20 protein-coding genes and 1 tRNA gene are annotated in these 21,129 nt (G+C 67.3%); 7 read left to right on the top strand and 14 right to left on the bottom strand.

The window, feature by feature from the left end; genetic code table 11:
• Nucleotides 1-3: 3 nt before the first annotated feature.
• Both arc and KIK15_RS15175 read right to left on the bottom strand, forming a co-directional pair.
• On the bottom strand, nt 4-1,749 hold the full coding sequence (arc, locus tag KIK15_RS15180) for a proteasome ATPase (RefSeq protein WP_214245530.1): 1,746 nt from the start codon (nt 1,747-1,749) through the stop codon (nt 4-6).
• A gap of 159 nt (nt 1,750-1,908) precedes the next feature.
• Complete coding sequence (locus KIK15_RS15175) at nt 1,909-2,748, bottom strand: tRNA (adenine-N1)-methyltransferase (RefSeq protein ID WP_214245529.1); 840 nt, start codon at nt 2,746-2,748, stop codon at nt 1,909-1,911.
• Between the two features lie 75 nt (nt 2,749-2,823).
• Between KIK15_RS15175 and KIK15_RS15170 the strand changes: the two genes are divergently transcribed.
• Nucleotides 2,824-3,789, top strand: a complete 966-nt coding sequence (locus KIK15_RS15170; protein ID WP_214245677.1) for a RecB family exonuclease — start codon at nt 2,824-2,826, stop codon at nt 3,787-3,789.
• On the top strand, nt 3,786-4,595 hold the full coding sequence (locus KIK15_RS15165) for a thioesterase family protein (protein WP_307851913.1): 810 nt from the start codon (nt 3,786-3,788) through the stop codon (nt 4,593-4,595). Before KIK15_RS15170 ends, KIK15_RS15165 begins: the two co-directional genes overlap by 4 nt.
• Before the next feature lie 56 nt (nt 4,596-4,651).
• Here the strand turns inward: KIK15_RS15165 and hisG are convergent, their stop codons facing one another.
• From hisG to metH, 4 genes are all read right to left on the bottom strand, one after another.
• Nucleotides 4,652-5,497 carry an ATP phosphoribosyltransferase gene (hisG, locus tag KIK15_RS15160; protein WP_214245528.1) on the bottom strand — a complete coding sequence of 282 codons (846 nt, stop codon included), beginning with the start codon at nt 5,495-5,497 and terminating at the stop codon, nt 4,652-4,654.
• Between the two features lie 66 nt (nt 5,498-5,563).
• Nucleotides 5,564-5,827: a phosphoribosyl-ATP diphosphatase gene (locus tag KIK15_RS15155; RefSeq protein ID WP_214245527.1), complete on the bottom strand. Its 264-nt coding sequence runs from the start codon at nt 5,825-5,827 to the stop codon at nt 5,564-5,566.
• Nucleotides 5,824-6,549: an HAD family phosphatase gene (locus tag KIK15_RS15150; RefSeq protein ID WP_307851912.1), complete on the bottom strand. Its 726-nt coding sequence runs from the start codon at nt 6,547-6,549 to the stop codon at nt 5,824-5,826. Before KIK15_RS15150 ends, KIK15_RS15155 begins: the two co-directional genes overlap by 4 nt.
• Before the next feature lie 4 nt (nt 6,550-6,553).
• Nucleotides 6,554-10,162: a methionine synthase gene (metH, locus tag KIK15_RS15145; protein WP_214245525.1), complete on the bottom strand. Its 3,609-nt coding sequence runs from the start codon at nt 10,160-10,162 to the stop codon at nt 6,554-6,556.
• Nucleotides 10,163-10,302: 140 nt separating this feature from the next.
• Here metH and KIK15_RS15140 point away from each other — a divergent pair, with 140 nt between their 5' ends.
• Complete coding sequence (locus KIK15_RS15140; protein ID WP_214245524.1) at nt 10,303-11,181, top strand: PAC2 family protein; 879 nt, start codon at nt 10,303-10,305, stop codon at nt 11,179-11,181.
• Nucleotides 11,182-11,234: 53 nt separating this feature from the next.
• Here the strand turns inward: KIK15_RS15140 and KIK15_RS15135 are convergent, their stop codons facing one another.
• The 6 genes from KIK15_RS15135 to KIK15_RS15110 form a co-directional block, all read right to left on the bottom strand.
• Entirely contained in the window at nt 11,235-11,543 is a 309-nt protein-coding gene (locus tag KIK15_RS15135) for a hypothetical protein (protein WP_214245523.1), read from the bottom strand.
• A 148-nt stretch (nt 11,544-11,691) separates the two neighbouring features.
• Entirely contained in the window at nt 11,692-12,936 is a 1,245-nt protein-coding gene (gene mshC / locus KIK15_RS15130; protein WP_214245522.1) for a cysteine--1-D-myo-inosityl 2-amino-2-deoxy-alpha-D-glucopyranoside ligase, read from the bottom strand.
• A 153-nt stretch (nt 12,937-13,089) separates the two neighbouring features.
• Nucleotides 13,090-13,947 (bottom strand): SCO1664 family protein, encoded by an 858-nt coding sequence (locus KIK15_RS15125; protein WP_307851930.1) that lies wholly within the window; start codon nt 13,945-13,947, stop codon nt 13,090-13,092.
• Nucleotides 13,948-14,009: 62 nt separating this feature from the next.
• Nucleotides 14,010-14,729 (bottom strand): DUF3090 domain-containing protein, encoded by a 720-nt coding sequence (locus tag KIK15_RS15120; protein ID WP_214245520.1) that lies wholly within the window; start codon nt 14,727-14,729, stop codon nt 14,010-14,012.
• 97 nt (nt 14,730-14,826) lie between these two features.
• Nucleotides 14,827-15,528 carry a histidine phosphatase family protein gene (locus KIK15_RS15115; protein ID WP_214245519.1) on the bottom strand — a complete coding sequence of 234 codons (702 nt, stop codon included), beginning with the start codon at nt 15,526-15,528 and terminating at the stop codon, nt 14,827-14,829.
• 57 nt (nt 15,529-15,585) lie between these two features.
• Nucleotides 15,586-16,428 carry an undecaprenyl-diphosphate phosphatase gene (locus tag KIK15_RS15110; protein WP_214245518.1) on the bottom strand — a complete coding sequence of 281 codons (843 nt, stop codon included), beginning with the start codon at nt 16,426-16,428 and terminating at the stop codon, nt 15,586-15,588.
• An 82-nt stretch (nt 16,429-16,510) separates the two neighbouring features.
• On the opposite strand from KIK15_RS15110, the gene KIK15_RS15105 reads away from it, so the two are divergent.
• From KIK15_RS15105 to KIK15_RS15095, 3 genes are read left to right on the top strand one after another with little or no spacing between them, the layout of a single operon-like run.
• On the top strand, nt 16,511-17,584 hold the full coding sequence (locus tag KIK15_RS15105; protein ID WP_214245517.1) for a hypothetical protein: 1,074 nt from the start codon (nt 16,511-16,513) through the stop codon (nt 17,582-17,584).
• 37 nt (nt 17,585-17,621) lie between these two features.
• Nucleotides 17,622-17,885, top strand: a complete 264-nt coding sequence (locus tag KIK15_RS15100) for a DUF5703 family protein (protein ID WP_214245516.1) — start codon at nt 17,622-17,624, stop codon at nt 17,883-17,885.
• On the top strand, nt 17,882-19,006 hold the full coding sequence (locus tag KIK15_RS15095; RefSeq protein WP_214245515.1) for a quinone-dependent dihydroorotate dehydrogenase: 1,125 nt from the start codon (nt 17,882-17,884) through the stop codon (nt 19,004-19,006). The genes KIK15_RS15100 and KIK15_RS15095 overlap by 4 nt, the downstream gene beginning before the upstream one ends.
• Here the strand turns inward: KIK15_RS15095 and KIK15_RS15090 are convergent, their stop codons facing one another.
• Nucleotides 19,007-20,338, bottom strand: a complete 1,332-nt coding sequence (locus KIK15_RS15090) for a M20/M25/M40 family metallo-hydrolase (protein WP_307851928.1) — start codon at nt 20,336-20,338, stop codon at nt 19,007-19,009.
• A gap of 120 nt (nt 20,339-20,458) precedes the next feature.
• Between KIK15_RS15090 and KIK15_RS15085 the strand changes: the two genes are divergently transcribed.
• Nucleotides 20,459-20,544: transfer RNA gene (locus tag KIK15_RS15085), tRNA-Leu, on the top strand.
• Between the two features lie 32 nt (nt 20,545-20,576).
• On the opposite strand, the gene KIK15_RS15080 is transcribed toward KIK15_RS15085, so the two are convergent.
• Entirely contained in the window at nt 20,577-21,062 is a 486-nt protein-coding gene (locus tag KIK15_RS15080; RefSeq protein ID WP_214245513.1) for a gluconokinase, read from the bottom strand.
• Nucleotides 21,063-21,129 lie beyond the last annotated feature (67 nt).

The following is a 21,129-nucleotide window of genomic DNA, read 5'->3' as shown; positions in this document are numbered from 1 at the left end:
AGATTACAGATACTGTCCGGTGTTGGTCTCGGTGTCGATGGCCCGGCTGGCGCCGGATGTCTTGCCGCTGACCAAGGTTCGGATATAGACGATGCGCTCACCCTTCTTGCCCGAGATCCGCGCCCAGTCGTCGGGGTTGGTGGTGTTGGGCAGATCTTCGTTCTCGGCGAACTCGTCGATGATCGAGTCGAACAGGTGCTGGATGCGCAGACCCGGAGCCCCGGTCTCCAACTGGGATTTGATCGCGTACTTCTTCGCGCGGTCGACGACGTTCTGGATCATCGCACCGGAGTTGAAGTCCTTGAAGTACATGATCTCTTTGTCGCCGTTGGCGTAGGTCACCTCGAGGAACCGGTTGTCGTCGTTCTCGGCGTACATCTTCTCCACGACGCTCTCGATCATCGCGGCCACACACGCCGACCGGTCGCCACCGAACTCGTTGATGTCGTCGGCGTGGATTGGCAACGTCTCCACCAGGTACTTGGAGAAGATGTCGATCGCAGACTCCGCGTCGGGACGTTCGATCTTGATCTTCACGTCCAGGCGGCCGGGACGCAGGATCGCGGGGTCGATCATGTCCTCGCGGTTCGACGCACCGATGACGATGACGTTCTCGAGTCCCTCCACGCCGTCGATCTCGCTGAGCAGCTGCGGCACCACGGTGGTCTCGACGTCGGAGGAGACACCGGAACCACGGGTACGGAAGATCGAATCCATCTCGTCGAAGAACACGATCACCGGGGTGCCCTCGGACGCCTTCTCGCGCGCACGCTGGAAGATCAGGCGGATGTGCCGCTCGGTCTCACCGACGAACTTGTTGAGCAGTTCGGGACCCTTGATGTTCAGGAAATACGACTTCGCCTCGCGCGCGTCGTCACCGCGGGCCAACGCGATCTTCTTGGCCAGCGAGTTGGCCACGGCCTTGGCGATGAGCGTCTTGCCGCATCCGGGCGGACCGTAGAGCAGGACACCCTTCGGTGGCCGCAGAGCGTAGTCGCGGAACAGGTCCTTGTGCAGGAACGGCAGCTCGACGGCGTCGCGGATCTGTTCGATCTGGCGGCCCAACCCTCCGATGTCCTCGTACCCCACGTCGGGAACCTCTTCGAGCACGAGGTCTTCGACCTCGGCCTTGGGTACGCGTTCGAAGGCGAAGCCCGCCTTCGTGTCGACCAGCAAGGAATCACCGGGACGCAGCAGGCGCTTACCGTTCTCGCCATCCACCTCGCCGGTCAGCTGGTCGGCCAACCAGACCACACGTTCCTCGTCGGCGTGCCCGACCACCAGTGCGCGCTGGCCGTCGGCCAACACCTCGCGCAGGGTGCTGATCTCGCCGACGACGTCGAACTCGCACGCTTCGACCACGGTCAGGGCTTCGTTGAGCCGCAAAGTCTGCCCACGCTTGAGGGTGTCGACCTCGATGTTGGGCGAGATGGTCAGACGCATCTTGCGGCCGGAGGTGTAGACGTCGACGGTGGAGTCGTCGTAGGTGGCCAGCAGTACGCCGTAGCCACTCGGCGGCTGACCAAGACGGTCTACTTCCTCCCGCAGGACCAACAGCTGCTGGCGGGCTTCCTTGAGCGTCTCGAGGAGCTTGGCGTTGCGGGCGGTGAGGGCTTCGATCTGATCGGCGTCCCCGGAACCTGCTGGTCGTCCGAACGGGCTGCGGGTCCCGGTGTCGGGCGCGGGAATCTCCGAACGCGCGTGCGCTCTCGACTGGCCTGGGATCTCGTTCCGGTCAGATTCGGTCATTGCTGACTCCTCTCCGCGGCTGAACGCAATTGCTCAACACCGTTTTCACCACGCTACCGGCGACTGCCAACTGATGCGTCACGTCCCACGCCAGTGGCTGTTGATGTCGCGTTAACTGTCTGTGACACGTGGCGTCACCGGCAGTTGTGTCGATCGTGTTCAGCCCTTGCTGGGGCGTCGTTGCGGGCGTGGGGTCACCGTCCCCGGCGCCAAGCGCCGCGCAGTCACCAGAAAGGCGGTGTGACCTTGCATCTTGTGTGACGGGCGGACCGCCAAGCCCACCACGTTCCAGTCTCGCACCAACGATTCCCACGCGCGCGGCTCGGTCCAACACTGTTGCTCGCGCAGGCCCTCGACCACCTTCGACAGCTGTGTGACCGTCGCGACATAGATGATCACCACACCACCGGGCCGCAGGACCTCGGCCACCGCTTCGAGGGTTTCCCACGGTGCCAACATGTCCAGCACCACGCGGTCCACCGAGGCGGCCGCGCCGTCGGTCGCGGCGTAGGCGACCACGTCGGCGACGGTCAACTCCCAGGTGGCCGGTCGCTCCCCGAAGAACGTCTCCACGTTGCGGACCGCGTGTTCGGCATGGTCTTCGCGCACCTCGTAGGAGATGACTCGACCCGTCGGGCCCACCGCGCGCAGCAGCGAACACGTCAGCGCGCCCGATCCCGCTCCGGCTTCGAGCACCGTGCAGCCTGGGTAGATGTCGCCTTCGGCGACGATCTGGGCGGCGTCCTTGGGGTAGATCACCTGTGCTCCGCGCGGCATGGACAACACGTAGTCGACGAGCAGCGGGCGCAGCGCCAGGTACTGCGCCCCGCCGGTGGAGGTCACGATGATGCCCTCGGCCGAGCCGATCAGATCATCGTGGGCGATGGCGCCCTGGTGGGTGTGAAAGTTCTTTCCCGTCTCCAGATGCACGGTGAACTTGCGGCCTTTGGTGTCGGTCAACTGGACGCGGTCACCGACGACGAAGCCGCCGGCCGTCATCGGGGCGACCGCGCGGGAGTCGCCGCGTCGTGCGGTGTTCTGTCGTACATCGGGCCTACCCTGCCAGGTGTGACGATGGCGATCCACCACCAGCCCGACCCCGCGGCGCGCGCAGCCGTCGCGTCCCCGCGCCCGTCTGCGGCTCCCCCCACATCGCAGACCTCGCGCACGCCCGACCCGCGTGCGCTGGTCGACCCGGTGCCCGAGGGGCCACGGCCACCTGCCCTCTCACCGTCGCGGGCCGCTGACTTCAAGCAGTGCCCGCTGCTCTACCGCTACCGGGCCATCGACCGCTTCCCGGAGACCCCCACGACCGCGCAGGTGAAGGGAACGGTGGTCCATTCGGCTCTGGAAAACCTCTTCGACATGCCCGCGCACCTACGTACCCCCGATTCGGCCGAGATCCTCGTCGACGCTGCGTGGGAGGCCATCTGTCAACGTGAGCCTGCGATGCGTGCCCTGGTCCCCGACGACCAGGTGGAACCGTTCCTGGCCGAGGCTCATCGGCTGATCGACCGGTATTACGAGATGGAGAATCCCACCGCCTTCGATGCCGAGTCCTGTGAGCTGCGCGTGGAGGTCGACATCGCCGACGACGTCACGTTGCGCGGATTCGTCGACCGCATCGACGTGGCCCCGACCGGTGAGGTCCGGGTGGTCGACTACAAGACCGGTCGCAGCCCCAGTGAGCTGTTCGAGGCGCGCGCCCTGTTCCAGATGAAGTTCTATGCACTCGCGATCCTGCGGCTGCGCGGTGTGGTGCCGCACCGCCTCCAGCTGATGTACCTCGCTGACGGGCAACAACTGCGATACACCCCCGAACGTGACGAACTCGAGCGGTTTGCCGGCACCCTGATCGCGATCTGGCGGGCTATCCGCGAGGCCGGGGCGACCGGTGATTTCCAGCCGAAACGCTCCCGGCTGTGTCAGTGGTGCGATCACAAGGACAAGTGCCCGGAGTTCGGTGGCATCATCCCCGAGTATCCGGGCTGGCCGGGGGCCCCGGGCGACGACACCGCGGCCGACTACCTGGCCTCGTGAGCGAGCCCTACTACCGGCGCGCGGGGTCGGGATCCGACGGGTACGAACATCTCTACCCCACCTCGGCGTCGCTGAGCGTGTGGAGCGACACGATGCAGCACGGAGGTCCGCCGTCTGGGCTGCTGGCCCGGGCGATCGAGTCCGTCGCGCCGTCAGGTCTGGCCGTGTCCCGCATGACCATCGACATCCTGGGGCCGGTGGGGCTGTCGGAGAACAGGATTCGTGCGCGGGTCATCCGCCCGGGCCGCCAGATCTGCCAGGCGCAGGCCGAACTCGACGTGCTGGGAGCCGACGGTTCCTTTCGCGTCGCCGCCCGGGCCACCGCGTGGTTGCTCGCCACCTCCGACACCTCCGACATCGCGCTACCCGCGGCATCGGTGAACTCGACACCCACGCTCGACACACCTGCCATGGTGCCCCCGGAGTGGCGCGGGATGGGATGGCTCACCGATGGGTTCATCGCCGGCCTGCAGTTCCATCGCGGTCCCAACCCCGACGGGGTGACCTGGGTGCGCACCACCTCGCCATTGGTCGAGGACGAGGACCCCTCTGCCCTGCAACGGTTCTGTTGCGTCGTCGACGTGGCCAACGGCCTGGGCAGCGGGCTGTCGGTGCGTGACTGGACGTGGATGAACACCGACACGACCATCCACCTGCTGGGCTCGCCGGCCGGGGACTGGTTCGGGATCGATGCCACGTTGCAAGCCGGGGCGGCGGGATTCGGCTACACCGCCGCTGATCTGTTCGACCAGACCGGGCTGATTGGTCGGTCGTCGCAGACGGTTCTGCTCGCACGCCGCAGCTGAACTGCGCGGCCTCGCCGCACCGCAGGTCCGCGGATCGGTAACGGCAGCAGGCGGACTCAGAAGCGGCAGGACCGGATGTCGCTCACCAGGATCGCTTTGGCGCCGATGTCGGCGAGTTCGTCCATCACCGACTGGTGACCACCGCGAGGCACCATGGCGCGCACCGCCACCCAGTCGTCGTCGGCCATCGGTGACACGGTGGGCGACTCGATGCCGGGGGTGATCGCCACCGCCTGGTCGAGAAGTGAACGCGGACAGTCGTAATCCATCATCACGTACTGCTGTCCGACCACCACCCCCTGGATCCGGGCGATCAGTTGGCGGGCAGCCTTGGACGGCTCGTGGTCGGCACCGTGGATGAGCACGGCCTCCGACTCGCACATCGACTCGCCGAAGGCGACCAGATTGTGTTGGCGCAGAGTGCGTCCCGAGCCCACCACGTCGGCGATGGCGTCGGCGACCCCGAGCTGGATGGAGATCTCCACCGCGCCGTCGAGCCGGATGACCTCGGCGACGATCCCGCGACGACTCAGGTCGGCACGCACGATGTTGGCGAACGAGGTGGCGATCCGCTTACCGGCGAGATCGGTGACAGCCATGGTCGCCTCGGCCGGGCCTGCGTAGCGGAAGCTCGACGCACCGAACCCCAGCGCCAACGCCTCGGTCACCGGGGCCAGAGAGTCTGCGGCCAGATCACGGCCGGTGATCCCGAGGTCCAACTCGCCCGAGCCGACGTAGATCGCGATGTCCTTGGGGCGCAGGAAGAAGAACTCGACGTCGTTGGCCGAGTCGAGGACGGTGAGGTCCTTGGCGTCGCCGCGGCGCCGGTAGCCCGCCTCGCTGAGGATGTCTGCGGCGGACTCGGAGAGAGCACCCTTGTTCGGGACAGCTACCCGCAACATGTGTCGGTCCTTTGGATCGAAGGTGGTGAGTGTGAGCGTGCAAGCCGACCGGCAACGGGTCCGGTGCTAGAGATGTCGGTAGACGTCGGCCGGGGACAACCCGCGCTTGATCATCATCACCTGCAGCCAGTAGATCAGCTGCGAGATCTCCTCGGCCAACGAGTCGTCGGATTCGTGCTCGGCGGCCAGCCACACCTCACCGGCCTCCTCGATGATCTTCTTGCCCAGGGTGTGCACTCCGGCATCGAGCGCCGCGACGGTCCCACTCCCCTGCGGCCGGGTGGCAGCACGTTCACTGAGCTCGGCGAACAGCTCGTCGAAGGTCTTCACGAGGTATCAGTCTCCCACGAACCGTCCCGCACTCCGAAGGCGTGGGCCAACGCGGTCGCGTCGAGACCGATCAACCCGTCCCGGAAGGTGCGTCGGGGACCGTCGGGAACCGGCATCTCCGAGGGCACGACCAGCGTGGGGCAGCCCGCCGAGGTGGCCGCCTGCGTGCCCGTCGGTGAGTCCTCCACCGCCAGGCACCGCGATGGATCGGCGCCGACGAGCGCAGCCGCGGCGAGATAGATGTCGGGGGCGGGTTTGCCCGCGGGGACCTCGTCGCCGCAGATGGTCGCGGTGAACCGTTCGCGGCCGATGGTGCGCAGGGCCAGCTCGGTCAGCCCACGTTCGGTGTTGGTCACCAGCACCATCGCGATACCGAGACCCGCCACGGTGTCAAGCGCCTCGACGGCGCCCGGTCGCCACGGGATCGCACCGTCGAACAGCTCCGACACCCGGTCCCGCAGCCACTGCGACCACCGGTCGTAGTCACGTGCGGGCTCATCGATCGCCGCGGCATCGAACACCTTGCTCAGCGCACCCCGCATCGAGTTGCCCAGGGTGGATCGCCGCAACTCGTGGGTCATCACGATGCCCAGCTCGAGTGCGAGCTCGATCATCGCGACATCCCACAGCTTCTCGGAGTCGAGCAGGGTGCCGTCCATGTCCCACAGGACAGCGTCGGGCAGTCCGCCCGCCGACCCGTCGGGGGTGCGTTCGGTGGTCACGCGATCAGGTGTTGAAGTACTTGGCTTCAGGGTGATGCAGGACGAACGCATCGGTGGACTGCTCTGGATGCAGCTGCAGTTCCTCGGAGAGTTCCACCCCGATCCGACCCGGCTCCAACAGGTCCATCATCTTCGCCCGGTCCTCCAGGCTGGGGCATGCGCCGTAGCCGAAGGAGTATCGCGCGCCGCGATATTCGAGGTCGAAGAAGCCCTGTGGGCTGTCCGGGTCGTCGCTGGCGACCGAGAGGTCGCCGAAGCTGAGCTCTGATCGCACCCGCTGATGCCAGTACTCGGCCAGTGCCTCGGTCAGCTGCACCCCGATCCCGTGGACCTCCAGGTAGTCGCGATAGGAGTCGGCAGCGAACAGTTCGTTGGCGAAGTCGGCGATCGGTTGACCCATGGTGACCAACTGGAACGGCAGTACATCCACCCTGCCCTCGGCGACCGCACGTTCGCGCGAGGCGATGAAGTCGGCGATGCACAGGAAGCGAGGGCGCTGTTGGCGCGGGAAGGTGAAGCTGTAGCGCACCGGTGCATCGGGGGTCGGTTCGGTCAGCACATGTACCGTGTCGCCCTCGCTGACGGCGGGGAAATATCCGTAGACCACCGCGGCATGCTGCAGGATGTTGCCGGTGGCCAAGCGCGCCAACCACTCACGGAAGCGTGGGCGACCCTCGGTCTCGACGAGCTCCTCGTAGCTGGGCCCTTCGCCCCCACGGGCGCCGCGCAGCCCCCACTGGCCCAGGAACAGGGCTCGCTCGTCGAGCAGACCGCGGTAGTCGGCCACCGGGATGCCCTTGACGATGCGCGAACCCCAGAACGGTGGCAACGGGATCGGGTTGTCGGCCACCACATCCGAGCGGGCCGGTACCTCGACGGTAGGTGCCTCGGCCTTGCGCTTGGCCGCGATCCGCGCCGACTTCTCATGTCGGGCTTTGCGTTCGGCTGTCTTGGCGTCGGCAGCGGCCTTGGCCTCGGGATCGGCGGCGGTGCCGGTACCGCGCTTGTCGGCCATGATCTCGTCCATCAACCGCAGGCCCTCGAAGGCATCGCGGGCGTAGTAGACCTTGCCGTCGTAGGTGTCGGACAGGTCGTTCTCCACGTACCCGCGGGTCAACGCCGCACCGCCGAGCAGCACCGGGTAGTTCTCCGCCAAGCCCCGGGTGTTGATCTCCTGCAGGTTCTCTTTCATGATCACCGTCGACTTGACCAGCAACCCGGACATGCCGATCACGTCGGCCCGCTTGTCCTCGGCCACTTCGAGGATCGTCGAGATCGGCTGCTTGATACCGATGTTGACGACCTCGTAGCCGTTGTTGGACAGGATGATGTCGACGAGGTTCTTTCCGATGTCATGGACGTCGCCCTTGACGGTGGCCAGGACGATGCGACCCTTACCGTCCTCGCCGGTCGCCTCCATGTGCGGTTCGAGGTGGGCGACCGACATCTTCATCACCTCGGCTGACTGCAGCACGAACGGCAGCTGCATCTGGCCCGAGCCGAACAGCTCGCCGACGGTCTTCATGCCCGACAGTAGGGTCTCGTTGATGATCTGAAGGGGTGGAACCTCTTTCATCGCGTCGTCGAGGTCGGATTCGAGTCCGTTGCGCTCGCCGTCGACGATGCGCTGCTCGAGCCGCTCGAACAGCGGTAACTTGGCCAGCTCCTGAGCGCGAGACTCGCGCGCGGAGGCCGCCGAGACGCCTTCGAACAACCCCATCAGGGTCTGCAGCGGGTCGTAGTCCTCGCGGCCCTCGCTACGGACACCCGCGGTGCCGCGTCGGTCATAGACCAGGTCGAGGGCGACCTCGCGCTGTTCCTCGGGGATCCGCGCCATCGGCAGGATCTTCGAGGCGTGCACGATGGCGGTGTCCAGCCCGACCGCGACACACTCGTGCAGGAATACCGAGTTCAGGACCTGGCGCGCAGCGGGGTTGAGGCCGAACGAGATGTTGGAGATGCCGAGGGTGAAGTGCACATCCGGATGCGTCTCGTGGATCCGTCGGATGGCCTCGATGGTCTCGATGCCGTCGCGGCGGGTCTCCTCCTGCCCGGTGGACACCGGGAAGGTGAGGGTGTCGATGATGATGTCCTCGTCGTGCAGGCCCCAGTTGCCGGTGATGTCGGCGATCAGCCGCTCGGCCACCTCCACCTTCCAGTCGGCGGTGCGGGCCTGGCCCTGCTCGTCGATGGTCAACGCCACCACTGCGGCGCCGTGTTCGACGGCGAGCTCCATGATCTTGTGGAACCGCGAATCGGGTCCGTCGCCGTCCTCGTAGTTCACCGAGTTGACCGCGCAGCGACCACCGAGGGACTCCAGCCCGGCCTTGATCACCGCGGGCTCGGTGGAGTCGAGCATGATCGGCAGCGTGGACGCGGTGGCCAGTCGACTGGCCAACGCGGTCATGTCCTGCGCGCCGTCGCGGCCCACGTAGTCGACGTTGAGGTCGAGCATGTGGGCGCCGTCGCGGGTCTGGTCCTTGGCGATGTCCAGACACTTCTGGAAGTCGCCGGACAGCATCGCCTCGCGGAAAGCCTTGGACCCGTTGGAGTTGGTCCGTTCGCCCACCATGAGGAAGCTGTTGTCCTGGTTGAACGGGACAGCCGAGTACAGCGACGAGGTCTCGGGCTCGTGCCGCGGTTGCCGCGGGGCACGCACGGTGCCCGCCACCGCAGTGGCCAGCTGCCGGATGTGTTCGGGGGTGGTGCCGCAGCACCCGCCGACGAACGACAAGCCGTACTCGCCCACGAAGCCCGACACCGCCTCGGCCAACTTGTCCGGCTCCAACGGGTACACCGCACCGTTGGGGCCCAGCTCGGGCAGACCGGCGTTGGGCATCACCGACACCGGGATGCGGGCATGTTTGGTCAGATACCGCAGGTGCTCGCTCATCTCGGCCGGACCGGTGGCGCAGTTGAGTCCGATCATGTCGACGCCCAGTGGCTCGATGGCGGCCAGGGCGGCACCGATCTCCGAGCCGAGCAGCATGGTTCCGGTGGTCTCCACCGTCACGTGCGAGATGATCGGGATCCGGCGCCCCAACTGGTCCATGGCGCGCTTGGCCGCCAGCACTGCGGCCTTCACCTGCAACAGATCCTGCGATGTCTCCACCAGGATCGCGTCGGCGCCGGCTTCCAACATGCCCAGCGCGCATTCCTGGTAGGCCTCGCGGATCACCTCGAACGTGGTGTGGCCCAGGCTGGGCAGCTTGGTACCCGGTCCCACCGAGCCGAGTACGAACCGAGCCGTCCCGTGTTCGGTCGGTCCCATCTCGTCGGCCACCTCGCGAGCGATCGCGACGCCCTTGCGTGCCAGCTCCCGGATCCGGTCGGCGATGTCGTAGTCACCGAGGTTGGACAGATTGCAGCCGAAGGTGTTGGTCTCGACGGCGTCGGCCCCGGCTGCGAAGTAGGCGCGGTGGATCTCGGCGAGGACGTCAGGCCGAGTGTCGTTGAGGATCTCGTTGCACCCCTCAAGACCCAGGAAGTCGTCGAGCGAGAGATCTGCGGCCTGGAGCATGGTCCCCATGGCTCCGTCACCGACCAGGACGCGTTGGGCCAGCACGTCCATGAAGGTCGTGTCGAAGGCGTCGTTGCGGTTTGGGCTAGACATGGTGCTCAGAGTAGATCGCTCCCCACTGGTGTTCGGTCTCGCTGTGTTCAGTCGCACGTGTTCGATCGGCAGACACGTCGTCACCCGGCTTCGCGTTGCGCCGGTGTCGGTTGCGCAAGCGATGGTCGTAGTCTGGATCGGTGAACGCTGACCGGTCCGTTGACCTGCCCACTTTACGTGCGCCGATCCTCGTCGCGGCATTCGAGGGCTGGAATGACGCGGGTGACGCCGCATCCGGAGCGGTCGAACACCTCGCGCTCATCTGGGACGCCGATCCGCTGTCTGACATCGACTCTGATGACTACTACGACTTCCAGGTCAATCGGCCCACGATTCGGCAGGTCGACGGCGTCACACGCCGCATCGAATGGCCCACGACATCGATCTCGTGGTGCAGTCCCCCCGGATCCGACCGTGACATCGTCCTGCTGCGCGGGATCGAACCGAACATGCGCTGGCGCGGATTCTGTGCCGAGATCATCGGTCTGGCCCATGAGCTGCAGATCCAGACCGTGGTGATCCTGGGTGCGTTGCTGGCCGACGCGCCGCACACCCGACCGGTTCCGGTGACCGGATCTGCCTACAGCGCCGAGTCGGCCACGGCATACAACCTGCAGGAGAGTCGCTACGAGGGCCCCACCGGGATCACCGGGGTGCTGCAGGACGCCTGCGTACGGGCGGGCATACCCGCGGTGTCGTTCTGGGCGGCGGTCCCGCACTACGTGTCCACTCCGCCCAACCCCAAGGCCACGATCGCGTTGCTCAGCCACGTCGAAGAGGTACTCGACCTCGAGGTGCCGTTGGGCGACCTGCCCGCCCAGGCGCTCGAATGGGAGCAGGCCGTCACCGAGATGACCGCGGACGACGAGGAGATCGCCGAATACGTGCGCAGCCTCGAGGAACGCGGCGACGCCGAGCTCAACGTCGACGACGCCATGGCCGCGATCGATGGCGACGCATTGGCCGCGGAGTTCGAGAAGTACCTACGCCGCCGTCGTCCGGGTTCGTTCGGCGGCTGACGCTAGGCTCCGGTCACGGCCAGGTCGCGCCAGCACCCTGCGTTCGACTCGGGTCAGCTGATGCGTTCGATGGACACGACCGGAGTGGTGATGCGCCAGGTACGCACGTCGGGGTCGTCGGCGGCCCGTACCCAGAATTGCGCGGATTCGCCCACCCGGCACGATTTGACTCCCAGCAGCGGGATGTCCTCGGAGTCGCGGCGCAACTTGCTGACCGTCCACGACTCGTCGGTGCTGCCACCCACACCGGGAGCGCGCAGCAACGTCATCTCGTCGAAGTCGATGAGGTACGTCGAGGTGCGGGTGACCACAGTCCACACACCATCGGTGGTGTCGGGGTCCAGCTCGTGCGAATGCGCCACGGGGGAACTGTACCGATCGTCCACCGCAACCGAGCCGAAGGGCGGTCGACATCTCACGGCCCGAGAGGGCCCGAGCCGTTCGGCCTGAGAGGGCCCGAGCCGTTCGGCCCGAGAGGGCCCCAGCGGCCAAGCCCGCGAAGCCGGTGGTTCAGCGGCCCAGCTCGATCCCCAACAGTGCGTCGACGCAGACGGCGATGTCGCGTCCGGCGTCGGGAGATGATCCCAGCCCGCCGATCGCGTCGCCGGCCCAGGCGTCGATCGCGGTGATCGCCTTCGCGGTGTCGAGGTCGTCGGCGAGATGCTGGCGTACCCGTGCGATGGTGTCCTGCGCGGCCGGACCGTTCGCACGCGCCACTGCCGCTCGCCACCGGTCCAGGCGCGCACCGGCCACCGACAGCGAGTCGTCACCCCACATGCGATCGCTGCGGTAGTGATCTGCGATCAGTGCCAATCGGATCGCGGCAGGGTCCACATCGTCGGCGAGCAGCCGGGACACGAACACCAGGTTGCCGCGCGACTTCGACATCTTCTCCCCGTCCAGCCCGACCATGCCGGTATGGACGTAGTGCCGGGCAAGACGTCGCGCACCGGTCAACGCTTCTGCGTGTGCTGCGGAGAACTCGTGGTGCGGGAAGATCAAGTCGCTGCCGCCGCCCTGGATGTCGAACGGCACGCCCAACCGGTTGACGGCGATGGCCGCGCACTCGATGTGCCATCCCGGGCGGCCGGGGCCCTGGTCGGAGGGCCACGACGGTTCGCCGGGTCGCTGTGCTCGCCACAGCAGAGCGTCGAGTGGATCCCGCTTTCCCACCCGTTGAGGATCACCGCCGCGCTCGGCGAAGAATTCGGCCATGGTCGCGCGGTCGTAGTTGGACTCGTAGCCGAATTGCGTTGTCGCGTCGGTCCGAAAGTAGACGTCGGGGTGCTGCGGGTCGTCGACCACGTACGCCGCACCCGATGCGAGCAGTCGCCCGACCGCGTCGGTCACCTCGCCGATCGATTCGACCGCACCGACGTAGTCGCGCGGGGGCAGGACACGCAAGGCGGTCATGTCGTCGCGGAACAGCTGGGTTTCGCGGGCCCCGAGGTCGCGCCAGTCCACACCGTCTCGCTCGGCCCGCTCGAACAGTGGGTCGTCGACGTCGGTGACGTTCTGGACGTAGTGCACGTCGTGACCTAGGTCGCGCAGCACCCGGTTGATCAGGTCGAAGGTGACGTAGGTGGCGGCGTGACCGAGGTGGGTGGCGTCGTAGGGGGTGATGCCGCAGACGTACATCGTGGCCGTCTGCCCTGGGGTCACTGGCCGGACCTGCGCGTCGGAGGTGTCGTGAAGCCGCAACTGTGGTCCGCGACCGGGGAGGGTGGGGATCGCGGGCGTCGGCCAGGATTGCATGCAGCCCACTGTATGGAAGGCGGCGCGATGTCCCGCGAACCGGGTGAGACCGGCCGGCCGGCCGGCCGCTCTACCTGCAGAAAACTGCCCTATGACCCGCTATTGAGGGAGCATTGCCCTCGAACCGGCAGCTGAACGCAGTTCTCGGCAGCGTCAAAAAGCCGGCCAGGGGATCGGTCGGGACCGATCGGGTGTGGGCATCACCGGGCGGTCGATGATCGCGCGGATCCGTTCCACCAGCATCGCCACCTCTGTGGTGGTGATCAGCGTCTGCAGGCGTGTTCGCAGCGCGCCGGTTCGGTCGGTGAGCCGCGCGAGCAGACCTTCGAGGTCGGCCACGAGCTCGGCGGGCACCGGCTGCCCAGCCCATCCCCACAGGACGGTGCGGAGTTTGTCCTCCCGATGCAGACAGATGCCGTGGTCCACCCCGTAGACCGCACCGTCGGCCCCAGCCAGGATGTGTCCGCCCTTGCGGTCTGCGTTGTTGATGACCACGTCGAGCACGGCCATCCGCAGCAGCCGAGGATCGTCAGCGTGCACCAGCGTCACCTCCTGGCCGCGCGAATCGTAGGCCTCGATGACGCGGTGGAAACCGCTGGGGACGGCATCGCTGCGGCACAGATCGACCAGATCGAGCCGACCGTGCGCCACCCCGTCGTCGATGTCGCCATCCCCCGCCTGGTCGTCCCCCGCGTGGCCGTCGTCGGGACCGTCGATCCACCGCTGCACCATCCCCGGCCCGAACTGCCCGTCCCGCAGCACGGTCGTGGGGATGGTCGACCACCGCAGGGCGTCGCTGATCAGGAACGAGCCCACCTCGCGACCGGCCAGGGTGCCGTCGGGAAAGTCCCAGAGCGGCTGTTCACCGCGGACGGGTTTGTAGACGCAGCGAACCACGTCGTCGCGGTAGACCGCGTCGCACACCAGCGTGGCGTTACTGGCTCCGCGCACCTGACCGACCAACTCCAGCTCGCCGTGTTCGAGCACCTCGGCGATGGCGGCGCCGTCGATGCCCCTGGCATCTGTGGCCGTTTCGTCGGCCGGATCGGGCTCGCGGGACGTGGGCCCCACGGTCAACGTCCGCCGGGCGACTCGCCGGGACCGTCGGAGTCCTCGCCCAGATCGTCGTCGGTGTCGTCGTGGTCCGTGCTGTCGGTGTCGTCCCCGTCGAGGGCGTCGCGCAGCTCCGGATCGTCGAACAACGACGGATCGACGAACTCCAGCGACTTGTCCAGGGCCACATCACGTTTGAAGCCGTTGGTGCGCACGCACATGTGGCCGGTCGGGTCCAGGGGCGCTGAACACAGCGGGCAGGGTTCGCGACCGGCGCCGATGACCCGCTCGGAGCGCGCCGCGAACTCGCGGGCGGCGACGGTGGACAAGAACACGCGTACGGCGTCGGGACCCTCGTCGGTGTCGTCGAGAACCACACTCTCGTCGAACTCGCCCTCGGTGATGGCCAACAGCTCCACCACCACCGCCTCGGACTCGGCGTCCCAGCCCAAACCCATTGTCCCCACCCGGAACTCGGCGTCCACCGGCATCTGCAGCGGGTCGAGGTCGCTGATGACGTCGGTGGGCGGCGGCAAGGGTGTGCCGAACCGCCGGTGGATCTCCTCGAGCAGCGCGTCGATGCGGTCGGCGAGGATTTGCACCTGTTGCTTTTCAAGCATCACGCTGACCACCCGTGCGTCATGGGCGGCCTGCAGGTAGAACGTGCGGTCGCCCGGCTCACCGACCGTTCCGGCCACGAAGCGGTCGGGGCTGCGGAACACATGTATCGCTCTGGGCATCACACCTCCTCTGCCGTCATCTCGCTGCCGTCATCTCGATTGTGCAGTCATGTCGCGGTCGGTGCCCCTCCGGTGACGTCGTGGCGACGCCTGTGATTCACGCCGCACCGGTGGCTCCCCCGATCACCGCGTCGTCACCGGTGTCGGTCGGCGCCACGGTACCGGCGGGCGGCGGCACCGGCACCACCGGTTGCGCGCCGGTCGAGTTCACGGTGTGCACGTAGGGCCGCGCAGAGCTGTAGCGGATGACGCTGATGGACGCCGGTTCGACGACGATCCGCTGGAACGAGTCGAGGTGCATGCCCATGGCGTCGGCGATGACCGCCTTGATCACGTCCCCGTGCGAGCAGGCCACCCACACCCCGCCACCGTCGGAGCCCCCGAACTGCGCGTCGAGCTCACGGACAGCGGCCACGGCGCGGCTCTGGACGGCGGCCAGTCCCTCCCCGTCGGGGAACACCGCCGCCGACGGCTGCTGCTGCACCGTCTTCCAGAGATCCTCGCGCAGCAGCTCTTTGATCGGTCGGCCGGTCCACGATCCGTAGTCGACCTCCACCAGACGGTCGTCGATCATCTCCTCGATCTGACGTGCGCCCAGCAACGGGCCGATCGTCTGTGCGCAGCGTTGCAGGGGTGAGCGGACCACCGCGGTGATGGTCGGCACATGAGCCAGCCGCTCCACGATGCTCGACGCCTGATTGCGGCCCACCTCGTCGAGGTCGACGCCGCCGCTGCGTCCGGCGAGCACACCCGCGGTGTTGGCGGTCGAACGGCCGTGGCGGAGCAGGATGACGGTCACCGGACCAGCCTATGCCGACTCGAGCCACCCTCCGGTGTGCGGCGCTGACGGCTCGGCTCAGGTGGCCGAGACCACTCCACCGGCCAACAATCCGAGCACCACCAGACCGACGATCACGCGGTAGGCGACGAACCAGTTCAACGAATGCTTGGCCACGAACTTGAGCAGCCAGGCGATGGAGGCGTAGCCGATGACGAACGCGATGACGGTGGCCACCAGCAGTTGTGGTCCGCTGGCCTGAAGCCCGCTGCCGCTGGGGGCGAAGGCGTCGGGGAGGCTGAACAGACCCGAGGCGGTGACGGCGGGAATGGCCAGCAGAAACGAGAATCGCACGGCCGCTTCTCGTTGCAGTCCGAGGAACAGTCCGGCACTGGCTGTCGCTCCCGACCGCGACACCCCAGGGATCAGCGCCAGACACTGGGCGACACCCATGGTCAGGCCGTCACGCAGGGTCAACTCCTCCAGCGGACGTCGGCGGGTGCCGTAGCGTTCGGCCGCCACGATCACCACCGAGAACACGATCAGCATGGTGGCGATCAGCCAGAGATTGCGTGCGCCGGTACGGATCTGGTCCTTGAAGACGATGCCGAGGACGCCGATGGGGATGGTCGCCAAGATCACGTACCACCCGATGCGATAGTCCAGACCACGGCGGGTGGCATCGCGCAGACCCACGAACCAGGCGCCGACGATCCTGATGATGTCGCGCAGGAAGAAGATCAGCACGGCCGCTTCGGTGCCCAGCTGGGTGACCGCGGTGAACGAGGCCCCCGCGTCGTCGCCGAAGAAGACGCCCGAGACGATGCGCAGGTGCCCGGAGGAGGACACCGGTAGGAACTCGGTCAGGCCTTGCACAGCACCCAGCACCACAGCCTGGGTCCAGGTCATCGCATCAGTCACAAGCTGCAGAGCCTACGTCAGATCTGCGGCACGCTTTCGGCTCGATTGGGGACCGCGGTGCGGGGTGCCGCACTATGGAGTGATGACGCGCAGGACTGTGGAGCGGGCCGTGCCCGCCGGCCGCACCCCGATGGTGGGGGTGGGGTCGCGGGTGCGGGCGGTGAGCCTGATGGTGATCGGCGTGACCCTCGTCGCTGTGGTCGTCGGCTGTGGATCGTCCTCCTCGTCGCCGTCGGTGGCCACGACGGTGCCGCAGACCGCACCGAGTGCCCCGCCCGGGACCGCGGTTCCTGCGGGAACGGTGGTCCCGGCGAGCGCGGGTCGCGGGCTGGTCGTCGACGCTCGTACCCGACAGGTCGCCGCACTCGATGCCGCCGGCCGCTCGGTGGAGGTGTATTCGGCTGCCGCCCAACCCGTTCGGATACGCACCGTGGTGTTGAACACTCCCGCCGCAGCCATCGCCGACCTCGGTGACGGTCGGGTGGGTGCGATCGGCGAGGGGGTGTTGGCGCGGATCGACCTCGCGACCGGTGCGGTGCTCGAACAACGTGTTCCCGTGTCCAGACCGCTGAGCATCGCCTACACCTCTGCGGGAACCGTGCTGGTCGGCACTGCCGACGGCACCATCGTCGACCTCGGCCCCGATGGCGCTGCGCGGCACCGCATCACCGGGCTGGTTCGGGTGGATGCGATCGCGGTCTGGCGTCGCGCCGGCAAAAAGGACCAGGTGGTTGCCCTCGATCGCGCCCAGTCGGCGGTGACCATGGTCGATGTCGACAAGTCCGACCTGGGTGTGGCCCTGCGCGTGGGCGACGGAGCCACCACACTCACCGTCGACCGCTTCGGGCGTTTCCTCTCCAGCGACACCCGCGACGATCAGGTGGTGGTGTTTGCCGGCGACCCGTTGGTCTCGCGGATCCGCTACCCCGTGGCGCCCGGGCCCTACGCCGTAGGATTCGACGACACCCGGGGTCTGATGTGGGTGGTGGCCAACGGGGCCAATCAGGCCATCGCCTACGACCTGTCCACCGGCATCCCGGTGGAGAAGCGTCGGGTCGCAACGGTGGGACAGGCCGATTCGTTGGTCGTGGACAGCTCATCCGGGCTGGTGTTCGTCCTGTCGTCGCGAGGGGAAGGGCTACAAGCCATCTCATGACGGCAGCGACAGGGCACGAGCAGCGAGAGGAGCGGGGTTGAACACACCGGCGCGGGGTGGGCGCAGTCTCGGCTTTCCGCCCGAGTGGACCAGCGCAGACACCGACGAATACGAGTACATCCCGTTGCGATTACCTCCGGACGTCACCCGCGTGACCGCCTCCATGCGGTTGGCCATCCAGGCCGAGTTCGGCGGTTGGGAGATATCTCGGGTTCGCCTGTACACCGACGGCACCCGCAAGGTGCTGCTGCGTCGCAAGCGCCGGGCGCGTGAGAGCCTCGACGAGATGGGATCGCAATGATCAAGCGCATCAACGATGTCGTCTATCCGCTGGTGCTGCGGCTGATGTTCCGGGTACCCGCCGAGCGCATCCACACCATCGTCTCGTGGCTGTTGGCCACCGTCGGCTCGTCGCGGCCGGTCGCAGCCGTCCTGCGTCCGGTGTTCGCCCGCCACGACCCGATTCTGGCCTCGACGGTGTTCGGTGTCCGGTTTCCGGCCCCGCTGGGCCTGGCGGCCGGATTCGACAAGAACGCTGAGGCGGTGAACGCCTGGGGACCAATCGGTTTCGGGTTCGCCGAGATCGGCACCGTCACCGGTCATCCACAACCGGGCAACCCCACGCCTCGCCTGTTCCGGTTGCCCGCCGATCGCGCGCTGATCAATCGGATGGGTTTCAACAATCACGGAGCAGGCGCCGCCGCGGCGAAGCTGGCCACGCGCCGGATGGGTGCTGCTGCGATACCGATCGGCGCGAACATCGGCAAGACCAAGATCGTCGAGGCCGCCGATGCGGTGGCTGACTATCTCACCAGCGCACGGCTGCTCGGGCCGCTCGCCGACTTCGTGGTGGTCAACGTCAGTTCCCCCAACACCCCGGGCCTGCGCGACCTGCAGGCGGTGGCCGCGCTGCGTCCGCTGCTCTCGGCCGTTCTCGACGCGGTGTCGGTTCCGGTGCTGGTCAAGATCGCCCCCGACCTCAGTGACTCCGACATCGACGAGATCGCTGACCTTGCCGTCGAACTCGGGCTCGCCGGCATCGTCTGCACCAACACCACGATCACGCGCGAGGGCCTGCACACCGCCCCCGACACCGTGGCGCAGATCGGGCCCGGCGGGTTGTCCGGAGCGCCGCTGGCAGCCCGATCACTGGAGGTCCTGCGTCGGCTCCACGACCGGGTCGGCGACCGACAGGTGCTCATCTCGGTCGGTGGCATCGAAACCGCCGAGCAGGCGTGGGAGCGGATCTGTGCGGGCGCCTCCCTCATCCAGGGCTACACCGGCTTCATCTACGGCGGGCCGATGTGGGTCAAAGACATCAACGATGGGATCGCCGCCCGGCTGCGCAGCCACGGCTTTTCCTCGCTCGCTGAGGCCGTGGGCAGCGAGGTGTCCGGGCGGAGACGACCCGAGGCGTCCTGATCAGCAGTTGAGCAGGAAGTGTTCGAGCACGTCGACCCCGAACAGCAGTCCGTCCACCGGCACCCGCTCGTCGACGCCATGGAAGAGGCCCGCGAAGTCGAGATCGGCGGGCAGTTGTAGTGGCGCGAAACCGAAACAGCGGATCCCCAACTTGGCGAACGCTTTTGCATCGGTGCCGCCCGAGAGCATGTAGGGAACCGTGCGGGCCTGCGGATCGAAGGCCAGGACAGCGGCGTTCATCGCGTCCACCAATGCACCGTCGAAGGTGGTCTCGTAAGACTCCAGCTTGGTCACCCATTCGCGCGTCACGTCGGGCCCGATGATCGCGTCCACCTCGGCCTCGAACTGTGCTTGGCGGCCCGGTAGCACCCGGCAATCCACCACTGCGGTGGCGGTCTGCGGGATGACGTTGGCTTTGTACCCGGCGTCGAGCATCGTGGGGTTGGCGGTGTCTCGCAGTGTCGCGCCGAGGATGCGTGCCAGCGGGCCCAACTTGTGCAACGCGCTCTCGAGGTCCGGCGAGTCGGCTCGGATCTCCAAGGTGGACTCCTCACTGACCGCGCCGATGAACTCGGCCACCGAGTCGGAGACGATGAGCGGGAACTCGTGTCGACCAAGTTTCGCCACGGCCTCAGCGAGGATGGTCACCGCATTGTGTTCGTGCAGAAACGACCCGTGGCCTGCGGTGGCGGTCGCGGTGAGCCGCATCCAGGCGATGCCCTTCTCTGCGGTCTCCACGAGATAGAGGCGTTTGGGTTCACCTGACGGGGTGTCGACCGTGAGTGAAAAGCCGCCCACCTCGCCGATCGCCTCGGTGACACCGTCGAACAACTCGGGCCGGTGCTCGACCAGCCAATGTGAACCGTAGGCGCCGCCGGCCTCCTCGTCGGCCAAGAACGCGAACAGCAGGTCGCGCGGTGGCACTGTGCCCTCGCGCCGGAACTGACGCGCCAACGCCAACGCCATCCCGACCATGTCCTTCATGTCGACAGCACCTCGGCCCCAGACGTATCCGTCGGACACGGTGCCGGAGAACGGATGAACGCTCCAGTCCTCTGGCTGGGCGGGCACCACGTCGAGGTGGGTGTGCACCAGCAGTGCGCCGCGCTCGGGATCGGTGCCGGGCAAGCGGGCAAACACGTTGCCGCGTCCCGGTGCACCGGATTCCACGTAGGTCACCTCGTAGCCGACCTCGGCCAGTTGCTCCCCCACCCAGCGGGCGCAGGCCTCTTCACCGACGGTGGTGGCCAGTTCGCCGGTGTTGGTGGTGTCGAACTGGATCAGTCGGCTGACCAGGTCGACGACTTCGTCGCGGGCTCGGGACGTGCGGATGTCGGTCACCCATCCATTCCTATCACCTCGCCAGGTCAGGGTGCCGCCGATGATTTGGGATCGGGCGACGGGGTCGGTTAATGTTGGCGGCGCACTCGCGCGACGCATGCGGTCGCGCAGGTCCGGGTGGCGGAATGGCAGACGCGCTAGCTTGAGGTGCTAGTGCCCTATTAACGGGCGTGGGGGTTCAAGTCCCCCTCCGGACACACATCATCGCACTGCCGGTTCGCCACACCGGTCAGCGCAGCGCCCGCAACGCACCCATCGCCGAGTTGACCACCGTGTCGACGGGTCCGTCGGCTGCGATCGACACTCCGGGTTCGTCGGGTGTCAGCGGTTCGAGCGTGGCCAGCTGCGACGCCAGCAGGTCCACTCCCACCGGATGCCCGCGCCGCCGCTCGAGACGCTCCGCCAGTGTCCGCTCGTCGAGCACCAGATGTAGGAATACAAGCCCGGATCCCGCCTGCCGCAACCGATCTCGATAGCGCCGACGCAACGCCGAGCATGCGATCACACACGGACCCACCGTCGCCGCGCGCGCATCCATGCGCGCCACCACCGCGTCGAGCCACGGTAGGCGGTCGGTGTCGGTCAGCGGCACACCTGCGGCCATGGACGCCAGGTTCGCGGCGGTGTGCAGGTCGTCGGCGTCGTCAAAGGGGCGATCACACAGCTGAGCCAAGGCCGCGGCCACAATGCTCTTCCCGCAGCCACTGACCCCCATCACGCACACGTGTGACCGATCGGGAGCACCGCGTTGCATGAAGCAGGTCTAGCACGCCGGTCCCGCG

The organism is Williamsia sp. CHRR-6, assembly GCF_018474015.1.
GTDB lineage: Bacteria > Actinomycetota > Actinomycetes > Mycobacteriales > Mycobacteriaceae > Williamsia_A.
Note: the sequence above shows the minus strand (reverse complement) of the source record. Positions and strands in the feature narration are given on the sequence as shown.

Bases quoted from the DNA above. Each gene is read 5' to 3' on its own strand.
- KIK15_RS15170 (WP_214245677.1), top strand. From the start codon at position 2,824: ATGGCGATCCACCACCAGCCCGACCCCGCGGCGCGCGCAGCCGTCGCG.
- hisG (WP_214245528.1), bottom strand. From the start codon at position 5,497: ATGTTGCGGGTAGCTGTCCCGAACAAGGGTGCTCTCTCCGAGTCCGCC.
- metH (WP_214245525.1), bottom strand. From the start codon at position 10,162: ATGTCTAGCCCAAACCGCAACGACGCCTTCGACACGACCTTCATGGAC.
- KIK15_RS15175 (WP_214245529.1), bottom strand. From the start codon at position 2,748: ATGACGGCCGGCGGCTTCGTCGTCGGTGACCGCGTCCAGTTGACCGAC.
- KIK15_RS15105 (WP_214245517.1), top strand. From the start codon at position 16,511: ATGACGCGCAGGACTGTGGAGCGGGCCGTGCCCGCCGGCCGCACCCCG.
- arc (WP_214245530.1), bottom strand. From the start codon at position 1,749: ATGACCGAATCTGACCGGAACGAGATCCCAGGCCAGTCGAGAGCGCAC.
- KIK15_RS15120 (WP_214245520.1), bottom strand. From the start codon at position 14,729: ATGCCCAGAGCGATACATGTGTTCCGCAGCCCCGACCGCTTCGTGGCC.
- KIK15_RS15080 (WP_214245513.1), bottom strand. From the start codon at position 21,062: ATGGGGGTCAGTGGCTGCGGGAAGAGCATTGTGGCCGCGGCCTTGGCT.
- mshC (WP_214245522.1), bottom strand. From the start codon at position 12,936: ATGCAATCCTGGCCGACGCCCGCGATCCCCACCCTCCCCGGTCGCGGA.
- KIK15_RS15095 (WP_214245515.1), top strand. From the start codon at position 17,882: ATGATCAAGCGCATCAACGATGTCGTCTATCCGCTGGTGCTGCGGCTG.